The sequence below is a fragment of the Rhodococcus mengyinensis genome, from assembly GCF_048381435.1.
Taxonomy (GTDB): Bacteria; Actinomycetota; Actinomycetes; order Mycobacteriales; family Mycobacteriaceae; genus Rhodococcus_F; species Rhodococcus_F opacus_D.
The window spans coordinates 1-13,791 of the sequence record NZ_JBLWIT010000102.1 but is presented as its reverse complement, the minus strand read 5'-3'; the positions used below and the strand labels follow the sequence as shown (position 1 = coordinate 13,791).

17 protein-coding genes and 2 pseudogenes are annotated in these 13,791 nt (G+C 67.7%); 12 read left to right on the top strand and 7 right to left on the bottom strand.

Features of this window, described 5'->3' with window-relative positions; genetic code table 11:
- Nucleotides 1-45: 45 nt before the first annotated feature.
- From ACNJ7E_RS20085 to ACNJ7E_RS20075, 3 genes are read right to left on the bottom strand one after another with little or no spacing between them, the layout of a single operon-like run.
- A complete protein-coding gene (locus ACNJ7E_RS20085; protein ID WP_418340860.1) occupies nt 46-1,209 on the bottom strand; it encodes an MFS transporter in 1,164 nt (387 codons plus the stop codon).
- 1 nt (nt 1,210) lies between these two features.
- Nucleotides 1,211-1,675 carry a hypothetical protein gene (locus ACNJ7E_RS20080; protein ID WP_418340812.1) on the bottom strand — a complete coding sequence of 155 codons (465 nt, stop codon included), beginning with the start codon at nt 1,673-1,675 and terminating at the stop codon, nt 1,211-1,213.
- 14 nt (nt 1,676-1,689) lie between these two features.
- A complete protein-coding gene (locus ACNJ7E_RS20075; protein WP_280784085.1) occupies nt 1,690-2,619 on the bottom strand; it encodes an AEC family transporter in 930 nt (309 codons plus the stop codon).
- A gap of 141 nt (nt 2,620-2,760) precedes the next feature.
- On the opposite strand from ACNJ7E_RS20075, the gene ACNJ7E_RS20070 reads away from it, so the two are divergent.
- From ACNJ7E_RS20070 to ACNJ7E_RS20060, 3 genes are all read left to right on the top strand, one after another.
- A complete protein-coding gene (locus ACNJ7E_RS20070; RefSeq protein ID WP_418340811.1) occupies nt 2,761-3,813 on the top strand; it encodes a serine hydrolase domain-containing protein in 1,053 nt (350 codons plus the stop codon).
- 80 nt (nt 3,814-3,893) lie between these two features.
- Entirely contained in the window at nt 3,894-4,283 is a 390-nt protein-coding gene (locus ACNJ7E_RS20065) for a DUF6153 family protein (protein ID WP_280784083.1), read from the top strand.
- Between the two features lie 70 nt (nt 4,284-4,353).
- Entirely contained in the window at nt 4,354-4,950 is a 597-nt protein-coding gene (locus ACNJ7E_RS20060; RefSeq protein ID WP_317568178.1) for a DUF305 domain-containing protein, read from the top strand.
- 61 nt (nt 4,951-5,011) lie between these two features.
- Here the strand turns inward: ACNJ7E_RS20060 and rpsR are convergent, their stop codons facing one another.
- Genes rpsR through rpmB form a run of 4 tightly spaced genes read right to left on the bottom strand, consistent with a single transcriptional unit; the run spans nt 5,012 to nt 5,997 of the window.
- Nucleotides 5,012-5,266, bottom strand: coding sequence for a 30S ribosomal protein S18 (gene rpsR, locus ACNJ7E_RS20055; protein WP_005238639.1), 255 nt, complete (start codon nt 5,264-5,266; stop codon nt 5,012-5,014).
- A 9-nt stretch (nt 5,267-5,275) separates the two neighbouring features.
- Nucleotides 5,276-5,581, bottom strand: coding sequence for a 30S ribosomal protein S14 (gene rpsN / locus ACNJ7E_RS20050; protein WP_005259913.1), 306 nt, complete (start codon nt 5,579-5,581; stop codon nt 5,276-5,278).
- Nucleotides 5,582-5,593: 12 nt separating this feature from the next.
- Complete coding sequence (rpmG, locus tag ACNJ7E_RS20045) at nt 5,594-5,761, bottom strand: 50S ribosomal protein L33 (protein ID WP_005238642.1); 168 nt, start codon at nt 5,759-5,761, stop codon at nt 5,594-5,596.
- Entirely contained in the window at nt 5,761-5,997 is a 237-nt protein-coding gene (gene rpmB / locus ACNJ7E_RS20040) for a 50S ribosomal protein L28 (protein ID WP_280784081.1), read from the bottom strand. Before rpmB ends, rpmG begins: the two co-directional genes overlap by 1 nt.
- 126 nt (nt 5,998-6,123) lie before the next feature.
- On the opposite strand from rpmB, the gene mrf reads away from it, so the two are divergent.
- The 9 genes and pseudogenes from mrf to ACNJ7E_RS19995 all read left to right on the top strand — a co-directional run.
- Entirely contained in the window at nt 6,124-7,362 is a 1,239-nt protein-coding gene (mrf, locus tag ACNJ7E_RS20035) for a ribosome hibernation factor-recruiting GTPase MRF (protein WP_280784080.1), read from the top strand.
- The gene (locus ACNJ7E_RS20030; protein WP_418340810.1) at nt 7,359-7,613 is read left to right on the top strand and encodes a type B 50S ribosomal protein L31; all 255 of its coding nucleotides are present in this window, start codon (nt 7,359-7,361) and stop codon (nt 7,611-7,613) included. Before mrf ends, ACNJ7E_RS20030 begins: the two co-directional genes overlap by 4 nt.
- 39 nt (nt 7,614-7,652) lie before the next feature.
- A pseudogene (locus ACNJ7E_RS20025) lies at nt 7,653-7,769 on the top strand (50S ribosomal protein L32); the annotation flags it as partial.
- 24 nt (nt 7,770-7,793) lie between these two features.
- Nucleotides 7,794-8,402, top strand: coding sequence for a trimeric intracellular cation channel family protein (locus ACNJ7E_RS20020; RefSeq protein ID WP_005238652.1), 609 nt, complete (start codon nt 7,794-7,796; stop codon nt 8,400-8,402).
- 68 nt (nt 8,403-8,470) lie between these two features.
- On the top strand, nt 8,471-9,157 hold the full coding sequence (locus tag ACNJ7E_RS20015) for a response regulator transcription factor (RefSeq protein WP_005238656.1): 687 nt from the start codon (nt 8,471-8,473) through the stop codon (nt 9,155-9,157).
- A complete protein-coding gene (locus ACNJ7E_RS20010; RefSeq protein ID WP_280784078.1) occupies nt 9,157-10,632 on the top strand; it encodes a HAMP domain-containing sensor histidine kinase in 1,476 nt (491 codons plus the stop codon). Before ACNJ7E_RS20015 ends, ACNJ7E_RS20010 begins: the two co-directional genes overlap by 1 nt.
- 124 nt (nt 10,633-10,756) lie before the next feature.
- Complete coding sequence (locus tag ACNJ7E_RS20005) at nt 10,757-12,241, top strand: S1C family serine protease (protein WP_418340809.1); 1,485 nt, start codon at nt 10,757-10,759, stop codon at nt 12,239-12,241.
- A complete protein-coding gene (locus tag ACNJ7E_RS20000) occupies nt 12,241-12,801 on the top strand; it encodes a MogA/MoaB family molybdenum cofactor biosynthesis protein (protein WP_005567398.1) in 561 nt (186 codons plus the stop codon). Before ACNJ7E_RS20005 ends, ACNJ7E_RS20000 begins: the two co-directional genes overlap by 1 nt.
- Before the next feature lie 799 nt (nt 12,802-13,600).
- Nucleotides 13,601-13,791: pseudogene (locus ACNJ7E_RS19995) on the top strand (MspA family porin); the annotation flags it as partial.

The window sequence follows — 13,791 nt, the reverse complement described above, 5'->3', positions numbered from 1 at the left end:
GGACGCGACGTTTCGGAGCTGTGAGTACTTGTTAACCGCGGGCGGTTAACAAGTACTCACGGCTCGCCAGGTGGAGACCGCTGCGGTGCCGAGCAGTCCGCCGGTGATCACGAAGATCGACGACGTGCCCGCGACCCCCGCCGCGGCGCCTGCGGCCAGCGGAATCAGTACCTGCCCGAGCCGGTTGCCGGTCAAGCGCAGCGACAACGCGGCGGCCCTGTTGGCGGCGGTGACGAGCCCGGCCACCCAGGTCATCGTCAGTGGTTGACCGATGCCCCAGAAGAATCCGGCCACGACGAGGAGGAGGGCCATCCAGACCGGGTCGGGCACGAACGGCAGCAGGGCGGTGGGCAGCGCCGAGCACAGCGTGGCGGAGATCAGCAGCTTCTGCCGCGACACCCGGGTGAGCAGCCACGGCAGGAACGCGCGCGACACTATCGACGCCGCGGTCCGCGCGGTCAGCAACAACGACACCAGCAGAACGCTGAAACCGAACTCGTGCCCGAGGACGGGGAGGTACGCGACGACGACGTCGACCGACGCCAGCACGATCAGACTGCTGAACACGGCCGGCCGCATCCCGGTCGTCGAGATCATGCTGAACACGGACTGCCGGTCGCCGGGCGACGGCGGATCCGCTGCTTGCGGGCGTTCGCGTATCGGCCAGGCGAACGGGACCGCGGCCAGCGACACCACACCCATCACCGTCAGCGCCAGAGTTGTTTCGACGACGCCGCCGTCCGAGCTTCCCGCCGCGATCAGCCCGACGAGCGGGACACCGACCGCCTGGCCGATCGAGACTCCGAGCGTCAATCCGGCGAAACCCCGGTCCAGCTCACCGGGCGGGGAGAGCAGCGTGATGAACCCCTGCGCGGCGACGGTCACGAGGATCTGTCCGAACCCCAGGATCACGTTGCCGATCGCGAGGACGATCAGGTCGCCGCTCATGGCGATCACCAGAACACCCAGCGATGTCAGCACCACGCCGGTCCGCAGGACCGCGGCGGCGTGCCGACGGTCGACGGCGCGTCCGATCCGGACCGCGACGAGCAGCGGTGCCAGCGAGAACAGGGCGGTGACGATGCCGATCGTGACGGCGTCGCCGCCGAGCGCGAGGACGCGGTAGGAGACGAGAACGCGGACAGCGTGATAGACGGCCTGGAGGAGAGCAGTGGCAACGCAGACGTTGAGGAACCAGTGCTTCACCAGGTCATCCGTTGATCACCTGGCGATCGCCGAGCGGCGCCTGCAACGGGACTTCGAGGGTGCCGAACACGGCGACGAGAATGCACATCTTGTCGGCGGCCTCCGGGAGGGTGCCGGTGCGCAGCGAGATCGTGACGGTGGTGTCGGTCTCGGTGACGGTCGCGTCGGCGCCGTAGCACTCCGGGGTTCCGGTGACGAAGTGGATCGCCACTTTGTTGCCGTCCGCGCGGGACCACGACTCGAACGGCGTCGGATTCGCCCGGACGATGTCGGGGCGCGACTCGAAGACGGTGCCGAACTCGTCGCCGGGCACTTCGGAGGGAATCGGCATCCCCGACGACGGGTTGGTCGGGCTGGGATCCACTGCGGACGCGATCTCCGGGGGAATAGTCGGTTCGTCGGTGCTCGAACCGGACCCGCATCCGGCGAGGGCGAGGCAGGCCAGCACTGCGAGGGCGATTACGCGCATATGCCACGGTAACCTCATCCCGCGAGCAAGCCGGAGACCAGCGCAATCCCCGGAATCGCGGCCAAAGTGGTGACGAAAGCCGTGTCTCGCGCCAGCACCGTTCCGACCCCGTACCGGCTGGCGTAGACGAAGACGTTCTGTGCCGTCGGCAGCGTCGCCACCACGACGATGGCGAAAAGTTCGTGGCCTTCGAGCCCTAGCAGATAGCGCGCCATCAGGTAAGCCAGCACCGGTTGCACCACGATCTTGAGCACCGACGCCAGCGCGACGTCGCGTCGCGGGCTCGTCCCCTTCTCCAGTACCCGCACCCCGTACAGCGAGATGCCGAACGCGAGCAGCGCACCCGGCACCGACGCGCCACCCATGAGCCGGAACGGCTGCATCAGGGCTTCCGGAGGTGTCCAGCCGAGGAGCGCGATCAGCAGTCCCGCGGCACCCGCCACGACGATCGGGTTCTGGAACGGCGCGGTGATCGTGTCGAGTCGCGACGCGCCGCGTCGGAGCGTGGTGACGTCGAGGATGGTCAGGGCGATGGGGGAGTACGCGATGATCTGGAACAGCAGCAGCGGCGCCACGAACGACGCGTCCCCCAGCACGAACACGGCGATGGGTATGCCGAGATTCGCGGAGTTCACGTAGGACGCCGACAGTGCGCCGATCGTCAGTTCCGGAAGGGACCTGCGTAGCCACACTCTCGCAATGACCATGTACAGTGCGCCGACCGTCAATGCCGTGACAGCCGCGACGGCCAGTGTGGGCGAGAAGATCACGGAGAGGTCGGACGATGCGAGCGAATCGAACAGCAGCGCCGGTGTGGCGACGAAGAACACCAGCCTGCCCAGGACGGTTTCGCCCTCCGCACCCAGCGTCCCGCGACGGCCGAGCAGGTAGCCGATCGCAATGATCACGAATATGACGGTGAATCCCGCAACAACTCCCGACACGCTGCGGGGCACCTCCTCGACAGGTAAGCCTCCTGTCGGCAAACCTTCCGAAGTCTAGTGCTCGGCGTTCGGGTGGGTCACAATAGCCTCCGGTCGGGGAGATCGTCTGTGCGCGCGTTCCGCCGCGCTCGAGGAGTCGCAATGCTGCGTCGAACGACCGTCCTCTGTGCGCTGTTCTGCGCGTGGACCCTCGCCTGGGGTGCCGCTCCCGTGGCGTCGGCGCTGGCCCCGCCGTCGAGTGGGGATCCGCACCTGATCGCGCTCGCCGGGCAGGTGCTCGGGCGCAGCTATCGCGAGAACGCGAGCGTCGCGTACATCGACGCGTCCGGTACCCGGTTCGCGAATTTCGGGGCCACCGAGGTCACCGACTTCGAGATCGGTTCCGTCACCAAGACGTTCACCGCGGAACTGTTCGTCGACGCCGTCGCCCGGGGTGAGGTGCGCGAGAACACGAAGGTCGGAGATGTGCTGCCGTTGCAGGGCGCACCGGTCGGCGACGTGACGCTGCTCGAGCTGGCGTCCCACACGTCCGGGCTGGCGCAGTTCCCGATGAGCACCGACACCGTGGTGGCCGTCGGGCGCTGGGTGGTCGCGTCCAACCCGTTCACCTACGACCGGGACACCCTGCTGCAGCAACTGCAGTCGGCGCCGCTCACGACCCGCGGCACGTACTCGTACTCAACCGTCGGCTTCGCGCTGCTCGGCCAGGCGCTGGCCGCGGCCGCACACACCGACTACCCGTCGCTGCTCCGCGAGCGCATGCTCGTCCCCCTCGGGCTGTCGCAGTCGTGGATGCCGCTCACCGCCGCCGACCTGCCTCCGAATGTCACCCGCGGATTCGACGTCTTGCACAGGTCGCAGGACCCGTGGCCGCTGGACGCCTACGCCCCGGCCGGCGGATTGCGGTCCACCGCGTACGACATGTCGAGGTACGTCCGGGCGCTCCTCGACGGGACGGTCCCCGGCGCCGCGGCCATGGACCCGCGGTGGATCGGCGACAACTACCGCGCGCTGACGTGGTCGATCGTCCCGTTCGAAGGTCGCGAGTACACGCTGCACGGTGGCGCGACCGGTGGTTTCCAGTGCACCGTCGTGCTCGACCGCGAGAACGACCGCGGGCTCGTCATCCTCACCGACACCATCGGCGGTCTGGAGCAGCAGGGTCTGGAGATCCTCGCCCACACCCCGATGTGAGTGTTTTCGCGTCCCGGGGCACACATTGTCACTCACGTGCCTGGGTACCCCCGCTGGGTATGTCCGGTTACAGTGGTCGTGTGGAGACGGGAACCGGGCGGACGCGCACAGTCGTGGCGCGTGCCGCGCTGCTGATCGCCGTCGCTGCCGGGGTGCTCCTCATGCACAGTCTGATCGCGCCGACCGCGATCGCCGCGGCGCACGAGCAGTCCTCGGTCACCGAATCTCACGCCGAAGACCCCCACGGTTGCGGCGGGGACGGTTGCGAGCAACCCCATCTCACCGGACATCAGTGTGCCGGCGTGATCGTGGCGATCGCCGCGCTGACGTCGGTGATGTTGCTGTGGTGGCACTCCGTGGATCCCGCCGCGCGACGGTCGCGGGTGAGCGCCGACCGTGTGCAGTCGGGGCGCGGACCACCACCGTGGACGGTGCTTTCGTTGGCGGAACTCTCGATTCTGCGGGTGTGACAGGGAGCCCGGGGCGTGTGCCCCGGCGGATCCGACTGTCATTTCCCGAATCGATCTCGAGGAGTTCCTCATGCGTACCAGCACCATCACTGCCCTGATCGCCGCCGCGGCAGGCGCGGCTCTCGTCCTGGCCGGCTGCGGCACCGACTCGCCAGGCACGTCGTCGACGCCCGGCGCCTCGACGTCCGCCGTCGAATCGCAGGCACAGTTCAACGACGCCGACGTCGTGTTCCTGGAAGGGATGTACCCGCATCACGCGCAGGCGGTGGAGATGGCCGACATGGTCGCCGGCCACACCGACAATGCCGACGTGGTCGCGCTCGCCGCCGCGATCAAGGCGGCGCAGCAACCGGAGATGGACCGGATGACCACCTGGCTCCAGCAGTGGGGACAACCGGTTTCGACGGCCGACATGTCCGGCATGCACGACATGGACCACGGCGACGGAATGATGTCGGCCGATCAGATGGACGCCCTGACGGCACTGTCCGGCACCGAGTTCGACCGGCGATGGCTGACCATGATGATCGAGCACCACGAGGGCGCGATCGACATGGCGGACACCGAACTGGTCGACGGTGAGAACCCGGAGGTCAGGCAGATGGCCTCCGACATCGTGACCGCCCAGCAGAAGGAGATCGCCGACATGCGGGCCGCGCTCGGCTGACCGGAATGACGAAAGGCCGCGTAATCCGAGGATTACGCGGCCTTTTCGGTGCTTACGTGAGTTACCGGCTCGTGAAGGGCAGCAGAGCCATCTCGCGAGCGTTCTTGACGGCGACGGCAACCTGACGCTGCTGCTGCGGGGTCAGGCCCGTGACCCGGCGGCTACGGATCTTGCCGCGGTCCGAGATGAACGTGCGGAGAAGGTTGATGTCCTTGTAATCGACGTACTCGATCTTGGCCGCGAACAACGGGTTCTTCTTGGGCTTGCGGCCCTCGACGGGACGCGGCTTCTTCGACGGTGCTCTCTTGACTGCCATCTGCTTCCTTTACCAGCTCGACTTGTGGACGCCTGGCAGCTCCCCGCGGTGCGCCATCTCGCGAACACGCACGCGAGAGAGCCCGAACTTCCTCAGGTGGCCGCGCGGACGTCCATCCGCAGCGTCTCGATTGCGCAATCGTACCGGACTCGCGTCGCGGGGTAGACGCTGCAGTGCCGCCCGGGCCTCCGCGCGCTCGTCTTCGCTGCTCGACGGACGGCGGATGGTCTCCTTCAGCTCTGCGCGGCGCTCGGCCCAGCGTGCCACGACGATCTTGCGTTGCTCGTTCTTCGCGATCTTCGACTTCTTCGCCATGTGGGGTATCTTCTACTTCTCTTCTCGGAAATCGACGTGCTTCCGCACGACCGGGTCGTACTTCTTCATCACGAGACGATCGGGGTCGTTGCGACGGTTCTTGCGGGTCACGTACGTGTACCCGGTGCCTGCCGTCGACTTCAGCTTCACGATCGGGCGGATCTCGTTGCGGGCGGCCATCAGATCGTTCCTCCGCGGGCGCGGATCCGGGCGACGACGGCCTCGATGCCGTCACGGTCGATGGTCTTGATGCCCTTGGCGGAGAGCGTGAGGGTGACTCGCCTGCCCTCACTGGGCAGGGCATATGTCTTCTTCTGGATGTTCGGATCCCAGCGCCGGTTGGTGCGCTTGTGGGAGTGCGACACGGACTTGCCGAATCCTGGCTGGCGTCCGGTCACCTGGCAGTGCGCCGACATGGGCGTTCCTCTCTGTCCTCTCGTGAAACCGCCCCGAGAGGGTGATGACAATCATTTTCGACAACGACGAGTTTCCAATGTAGCGTTCCGTCCACGTAATGACAATCGTTATCGAAAGGGTGCTCCGTGAGTGAGATACTCGACGGCCGGACGCCGCTGATCCTGGTTTCCGGGTGGAACGGCCCCACCGAGGACGCGGCGCGGTCGCTGCTCCGCGAAGGCACCGTCGTCGTGCATCACGACCTCGACCTCGTCCACGAAGGCGTCGTGCGCCGGACCGTCACCACGCTGGAGTCGGGGGCGCCGCGCGAGCGCCTCGGCATCCTCGAACTGGCGCACGGCTGCATCTCCTGCACGCTGCGCGTGGACCTTCTCCCGCTGCTCCGCCGCCTGCACACCCGCAGTTCGGTGCAGCGCATCGTGCTGCACCTCGACCGCCGGCTCGAACCCGAGGCCGTGTGCTGGGCGGTCGAGCACGTGGCGGTGTCCGGCGTGATCGGGCAGATCGACGGTCCGGCCTCGCGGGACGTGCGCGTCGACGGCGTTATCACCTGCCTCGATGCCGGATCGTGGCTGGCCGACGCCACCGGCGACGACGCACTGGACGACGACCGCACCGTCGCACAGGTCGCAGTCGGGCAGGTGGACTTCGCCGACGCCCTGGTGGTGTCGGGCAATGCAGGCGACGGCTGGCAGCAGGCCCGGCTCCACGCCGTCCTGGCCCGGCTCGCACCGGACGCCCCGATCGTCTGGGACGGGGACGCGCCCGACGTCGAGCGCCTGCTCCTCGACATCCCGGCCGGCGCGCGGCGCGGTGAGCTGTCCCACGCCCACTCACCACTGCTGCGCGGGCAACCGCCGCTGTCCCACGACTGCGGCGTCATGCTCGTCGAGTTCACCGCCACCCGGCCGTTCCACCCGGAACGGCTGCACGAGGCCGTCGACGTGCTCCTCGACGGAGTCGTCACGTCTCGCGGCCGCGTGTGGGTCGCGACGCAGCCGGACGAGGCGCTGTGGCTCGAGTCGGCCGGTGGGGGACTGCGGGTGGCCAGTGCCGACCGCTGGCTGGCCGCGATGACCCCGGACGAACAGGAACAGGTCCCGACTGCACGCCGCGCGATGGCCGCGCTGTGCTGGGACGAGCGCTTCGGCGACCGGCACACGTCGATGGTGGTGCTGGTGCATGCGGCCGACCCCACCGAGATCGACCGCACGTTGCAGTGGGCGCTCGTCACCGACGACGAACTCGCGGACGAGGCGGCCTGGCAGTTGTGGCCCGACCCGTTCGGGCAGTTCCACGAAGACCCCTGCGAGAGCAGCGAATCACCCTACGCAGAACCCGAATCGAGAGAGGGACACGAATGAAGCCCCACATCCACCCCGACTACCACCCCGTGGTGTTCCAGGACGCGAGCACCGGAACGACGTTCCTCACGCGGTCGACGGTGACCAGCGACCGCACCGCCCTGTGGTCGGACGGCAACACCTATCCGCTGGTGGTCGTGGACGTGACGAGCGAGTCGCACCCGTTCTGGACCGGCGCGCAGCGCGTGATGGACACCGCGGGCCGCGTCGAGAAGTTCGAACGCCGCTACGGAGTGCGCAAGCGCCCGTGAGTACTTATTAACCACCTGCGGTTAATAAGTACTCACGGGTGGAAGGCCCAGGCGCCTGACCTCGTCGAGGTGACGGTGGGCGGTGCGACGCATCGCGTGCCGCGCCGGCTGGTGAAGGCCGTGAAGCTGGGATTGGTGGACCCGGCCGGGAAGTGACGCTCCTCGTGCGAACCTTGGCGGGTGCTGCTGTACATCCTGGAACTGGTGGGCATCGCGGTGTTCGCGGCCTCGGGCGCCCTGGTGGGGGTGACGAAGCGCCTCGACATCTTCGGTGTGTGCGTGGTCGGTGTCTTCACCGCTCTCGGTGGCGGCATCGTCCGCGACGTCCTGCTGGGCATCCATCCGCCGACGTCGCTGGGTAGCTGGCCGAACCTCGGCACGTCGTTCGGCATGTCGTTGCTGGTGTTCTTCCTGCATTCGACTGTCGGGCGACTCCGCCGGGAGATCCTGGTGCTCGACGCTCTGGGCATGGGCCTGTTCGCGAGCACGGGCGCGGTGATCGCGCTCGACCACGGGGCGAGTCCGCTCGCGTCGTGTCTCATCGGCGGGACGGCGGCGATCGGCGGCGGGATCTTGCGCGACGTGCTGGTGAACGAGGTCCCGTTGCTGCTGCAGCGGGACTTCTACGCGGTGCCGGCGCTGCTCGGGTCGGCGTTGGTGGTCGTGGTGAGCGAGTGGGGTTCGGGCACCGACGTCGCGCTGGTGGTAGGCACGGTGTTCGCGTCGGCGCTGCGGGTGCTGGCGCTGTGGCGGAACTGGGGTCTGCCGGGTCCGCGGGTCCTCGAGTGACCGCCGCCAGGGCACTTCGATGATCCCTTCTCAGACATATCTCAGTTGATCGGGCCAAACTGTCGGGTATGCGCATTTTGGTGGTCGACGACGATCGCGCCGTGAGGGAGTCCTTACGGCGGTCTCTCAGCTTCAACGGATACTCGGTGGAACTGGCCGTCGACGGTATCGATGCTCTCGAGAAGGTGGCGAACGCGCGCCCCGACGCGCTCGTGCTCGATGTGATGATGCCGCGCCTGGACGGTCTCGAGGTGTGCCGTCGGCTGCGGAGTACCGGCGACGACCTGCCGATTCTCGTCCTCACGGCGCGCGACTCCGTGTCGGAACGGGTGTCGGGACTGGACGCCGGAGCCGACGACTACCTGCCCAAACCCTTCGCCCTGGAGGAGTTGCTGGCCCGGCTGCGCGCACTGCTGCGCCGCGCCGCGCCGGAGCCGGGCATCGACTCGGAGAAGATGACGTTCGAGGACCTCACGCTCGACCCGGTCACCCGCGAGGTGACGCGTGGCGAGCGGTCCATCAGCCTCACCCGCACCGAGTTCTCGCTCCTCGAGATGCTGATGGCCAACCCGCGCCGGGTGCTGACCCGCGGCCGCATCCTCGAGGAGGTGTGGGGTTACGACTTCCCGACGTCCGGCAACGCGCTGGAGGTCTACGTCGGGTATCTGCGTCGCAAGACGGAGGCGGACGGTGAGACCCGCCTGTTGCACACCGTCCGCGGAGTCGGCTACGTGCTGCGGGAGACTCCTCCGTGATGGCAGTTCCGTTCCACAAGACCGCCGACAAGTCGGGGGCGAAGCACGACTCGCACCACATTTCCCGGCACCCCACAGGCCCGATCCCGTTACCGCCCGAGATGCGGCCTCCGATGCCGTTGACGCGGTCGGTGTCGTTGCGGTGGCGGGTGACGCTGCTCGCCGCGTCCGTGGTGGCCATCGCGGTGGCCGTGATGGCGATCGCGGCGTACGCCGTGGTGTCGCGGGCTCTGTACGCGGATGTCGACAACCAGTTGCGCACCCGCGCGTCGGCGCTGATCGACAGCAATCTTGTGACGTTCGATCCGCGCTACATCGCGGGCGCGACGCTGTACACGACGGACATCAGTGTGGCGCTGATCTTCCCGGACCTCGACACGTACACACCCCCGGGGTCGAGTGTCCCCATCGGGGAACCCGAACTGGCCGTGGCCCGCGGCGAGCGCGACACGTCGTTGCGGACGGCGGACAATCAGCGGGTGCTGGCCGAGCGCACCCAGGACGGCAGCACGCTGGTGATCGCGCAGCGCCTGGCGCCGACGGGCGCCGTGCTCGACCGGCTCGCCTGGGTGCTGTTCATCGTCGGCGGGTGTGGAGTGGTCCTCGCGGCTGCCGCCGGAACGACGGTGGGGCGCACCGGTCTGCGTCCGATCGCCCGGCTCACCGCTGCCACGGAACGGGTGGCCCGGACCGACGACCTGACCCCCATGCCGGTGACGGGCAACGACGAACTCGCCCGGCTCACCGAGAGTTTCAACACGATGCTGAGGGCGCTCGCCGAATCGCGGGAGCGGCAGAGCAGGCTCGTCGCCGACGCCGGACACGAACTGCGGACGCCGCTCACGTCGCTGCGCACCAACATGGAGTTGCTGATCGCGTCGAGTCGTCCTGGCGCGCCGCATATTCCGGACGAGGACATGGCCGAACTGCGCACCGACGTGGTGGCGCAGATCGAGGAACTCTCGCAGCTGGTGGGCGACCTCGTGGATCTCGCCCGCGAGGACGCACCGGAAACCGTCTTCGAGAGAGTCGATCTCAGCGAAGTGGTGGAACGGAGCCTCGAGCGGGCACGCCGCCGGCGCAACGAGATCGACTTCACCGCCGTCACCGTTCCCTGGTTCGTCTACGGCGACCACGCGGGACTGTCGCGGGCGGTGCTCAACGTGCTCGACAACGCGGCCAAGTGGAGTCCCACCGGTGAGCAGGTGCGCGTGGCGATGAAGGCGGCAGGCGACGGACTTCTCGAGCTGACGGTCGACGACGCGGGCCCGGGCATTCCGGAGGAGGATCGGGAGCTGGTGTTCGACCGCTTCTACCGGTCGACGGCGTCGCGCTCGATGCCCGGCTCCGGGCTGGGTCTGGCGATCGTCAGGCAGGTGGTGGTCAAGCACGGCGGCACGATCGCCGTCGACGTCTCCGAACGGGGCGGTGCGCTCATCCGGATCGTCCTTCCCGGCGAACCCGAAGCGGAATAGTCTCAGGGTCTCGGCTAACTCCAAGGCCGGTCTCAGGACCTTCTCAGTCCCACCGGGCACTCTCGTACACAGAGACGGTGCGACCGCCCCTTTGCGGGCGGTCGCAGGAGATGGAAGTGATGCGATGACCGAAGATCGAAACAGTCACGACGGCAACAGCCGCGACAGTGCCGGTGGCGACCCGGGCGCGCGCCCCGATCAGCCTGCCCACCCGCAGACGACGCCGGGTCACCACCCGACCGAGCAGTTTCCGGCCACTCCGCAGCACCCCGCGGGCGGTCCGATGGGTCAGCAGGCCTACGGCGCCGGGTACCCCCAGGGCAATCCGTACGGTGCCCCGCACCAGCCCACACAGCAGTTCGGGCAGCCTCAGCACGGCGCTCCGGGACACCCGGGTGCCCAGCACACGGCCGGGCAGCAGGGGGCGCCTCAGGGCCCGTTCCCCGGCCTTCAGAGCCCAGGGCAGGCAGGGGAGGGGTCGACGGCGACCGCGACCAAGCGTCCCGCCCGCACCGCCATCGTGGTGGGCGCTGTGGCGCTCGCTCTCGTGAGCGGCGGCATCGGTGGCGTCGTGGGCTCCCTGGCAACCGAACGGAACGGCAGCGGCGCCGCGGTGACCAACTCCCTCGACGCCCCCAAGAACAACACCGCGACCCCGGCCGCGAACGCACCGGCGGGTTCGGTGCAGGCGGTCGCGAACAAGGTGGTCCCGAGCGTCGTCCAGATCGAGGTCGCGACGGCCGGCGGTTCCGGTGGAGAAGGATCCGGCATCGTCATCTCGTCCGACGGCATGATCCTCACCAACAATCACGTGGCAGGCGCGGCCGCCAAGGGCGGCAAGCTGACGGTCGCCTTCTCGGACGGCAGCACGGCGGACGCCAAGCTGGTCGGCGCCGACCCGGTGTCCGATCTCGCGGTCATCAAGGTGGACGGCAAGACCGACCTCACTCCGATCGAGCTGGGAACGTCCGGCAACGTGCAGGTCGGGCAGCAGGTCGTCGCGATCGGGTCGCCCCTCGGTTTGGCCGGCACCGTCACCGAGGGCATCATCTCGGCGCTCAATCGCCCGGTGTCCACCAGCGGTGAGTCCGGCAACCAGAACACCGTCATCGACGCCCTCCAGACGGACGCGGCGATCAACCCGGGCAACTCCGGCGGCGCCCTCGTCAACATGGACGGCCAGCTGATCGGCATCAACACCGCCATCGCGAGCATCGGCGGTTCCGGTGCGGGTGAGCAGAGCGGATCCATCGGACTCGGCTTCGCGATTCCGGTCGACCAGGCCCGGCGCATCGCGGATGAGCTGGTCAAGACAGGCAAGGCCACCCAGGCCGTCATCGGGATCCAGGTCCCGTCACAGGACGCCGCCAACGGTGCCACCGTCGTCGAGGTCACTGCGGGCAGCCCGGCGGAGAAGGCGGGAATTCCGAAGGGGTCGGTCATCACCAAGGTGGACGACCGTGTCATCACCAGTGGCGACGCACTCATCGCCGCCATCCGTTCACACGCACCGGGAGACAATGTGTCCATCACCTACACCGACGGGAACGGATCCAATACCAAGACCGTCGACGTCACGCTCGGAACCGCCGAACAGGGTGGCCGCTGATGAACACGGGGATTCTCGGGCAGGTCGAGTCCGTTCTGAACGGGGCCACTACGGTAGGGACCATGGACATCGAAGCCTCGCTGGCCGGCCGCGCGCTGGTGGTAATCGTCGACGACCGCACCGCTCACGGTGACGGCAAGGACTCCATCGGGCCTCTGGTGACAGAACTGCTGAACGAGGCCGGCTTCATCGTCGACGCCATCGTGGCGGTGGCGGCCGACGAGGTGGAGATCCGTAACGCACTCAACACCGCCGTCATCGGCGGCGTCGACCTCGTCGTCTCCGTCGGCGGCACCGGCGTGTCGCCGCGCGACGTCGCACCCGACGTCACCGCCGAGGTCCTCGACCGTGAGATTCCGGGAATCTCGGAGGCCCTCCGGTCTTCGGGTCTCGCCGCCGGTTCGCTCGACGCGGGCCTCTCCCGCGGGCTCGCCGGCGTGTCCGGCAGCACACTCGTGGTAAACCTCGCGTCCTCCCGCGCTGCGGTCCGGGACGGCATGGCCACGCTGACGCCGCTCGCGGCGCACGTGATTTCCGAATTGTCCGGTCTGGAAGGCTGAGACGATTTCTCGTTCCGACGAGCCGGACTCGCCCAGCGAGACCGACGAGCAGGCAGTTCCGAGCCGGGCCCCGATCGACAGGGCCCGGCTCGAACGCATCTTCGGGGACGTCTTCCCCGACACCACCGCGGACGAACGCGAACCCGGGGAAGGGCCCGCCGCCGCTGCCGGCGACGAATGGCTGCGCCGCCAGCGCCCCCCGCATCACGGGTAGTTATCTTTGAAACCCTCACCTTAAGCAAATCGTGATCTGCTGTCGTGGTCTGCGATCGTCGTGAGTTTTTGTGCTATGGCCCGGGTGGAATTGTCCTGGGCGAAGGGCCGCTCCCAGCATTCGTTCAGTCATCACATTTCGGTCAGAACAGACATCCTTCGAGCTCGTGAACCGAATGTAAACGTTACCGAACTTAACGTGAACGGCCAGTGAACCTGCTGGTCAAACGGTTGACGAGTGGTCGGAATTCTCTCGCAAATCCCACACGTTGGACACGTTTCCGGGTGTGGCATACATCACGATTCCGTTTCGGCAGGAATTAATTGCTTAGGCAACCACCTGCCGGTTACTGTCCTCGGCGAGTCAGTACTGGAGATGGAGGGCAGGGTCGATGTGCCGTTGCCCAGTCGGAACTCTGACGCTTCGTCAGTGATTTCGTCTTCAGCGCGGTTATCGAGCTGTGATCATCCGTAGTTCACTCTGCGGACATCACAGCTCTGGATACTGCGCTGGGCCCGACATGGACCACTCCTCAGTCTCGAAGGTCGTGACTGGGAACCAGCAGAATCCTGATGAGGGGAACGAATGAGCGAGAACCGAAAGACCGGCCTGCGCCGTGGAGCCCGCATTGCCGGCCTTGGTGCCGCTGCGGCTGTAGTCCTCGGCCTGATGTCCACGGGAGCGGCCAACGCCGACACCTTCGTGCCGCTGCCGGGTGGCGAAAAGGTCGTCAACGCGGGAAGCGTCACGGCCAAGATCGCCCGCAACGCGGAGAG

Coding starts and splice junctions, on each gene's coding strand:
- ACNJ7E_RS20080 (WP_418340812.1), bottom strand. CDS start 1,675: ATGCGCGTAATCGCCCTCGCAGTGCTGGCCTGCCTCGCCCTCGCCGGA.
- ACNJ7E_RS20070 (WP_418340811.1), top strand. CDS start 2,761: ATGCTGCGTCGAACGACCGTCCTCTGTGCGCTGTTCTGCGCGTGGACC.
- ACNJ7E_RS20060 (WP_317568178.1), top strand. CDS start 4,354: ATGCGTACCAGCACCATCACTGCCCTGATCGCCGCCGCGGCAGGCGCG.
- rpsR (WP_005238639.1), bottom strand. CDS start 5,266: ATGGCAGTCAAGAGAGCACCGTCGAAGAAGCCGCGTCCCGTCGAGGGC.
- rpsN (WP_005259913.1), bottom strand. CDS start 5,581: ATGGCGAAGAAGTCGAAGATCGCGAAGAACGAGCAACGCAAGATCGTC.
- rpmG (WP_005238642.1), bottom strand. CDS start 5,761: ATGGCCGCCCGCAACGAGATCCGCCCGATCGTGAAGCTGAAGTCGACG.
- rpmB (WP_280784081.1), bottom strand. CDS start 5,997: ATGTCGGCGCACTGCCAGGTGACCGGACGCCAGCCAGGATTCGGCAAG.
- ACNJ7E_RS20030 (WP_418340810.1), top strand. CDS start 7,359: ATGAAGCCCCACATCCACCCCGACTACCACCCCGTGGTGTTCCAGGAC.
- ACNJ7E_RS20015 (WP_005238656.1), top strand. CDS start 8,471: ATGCGCATTTTGGTGGTCGACGACGATCGCGCCGTGAGGGAGTCCTTA.
- ACNJ7E_RS20010 (WP_280784078.1), top strand. CDS start 9,157: ATGGCAGTTCCGTTCCACAAGACCGCCGACAAGTCGGGGGCGAAGCAC.
- ACNJ7E_RS20005 (WP_418340809.1), top strand. CDS start 10,757: ATGACCGAAGATCGAAACAGTCACGACGGCAACAGCCGCGACAGTGCC.
- ACNJ7E_RS20000 (WP_005567398.1), top strand. CDS start 12,241: ATGAACACGGGGATTCTCGGGCAGGTCGAGTCCGTTCTGAACGGGGCC.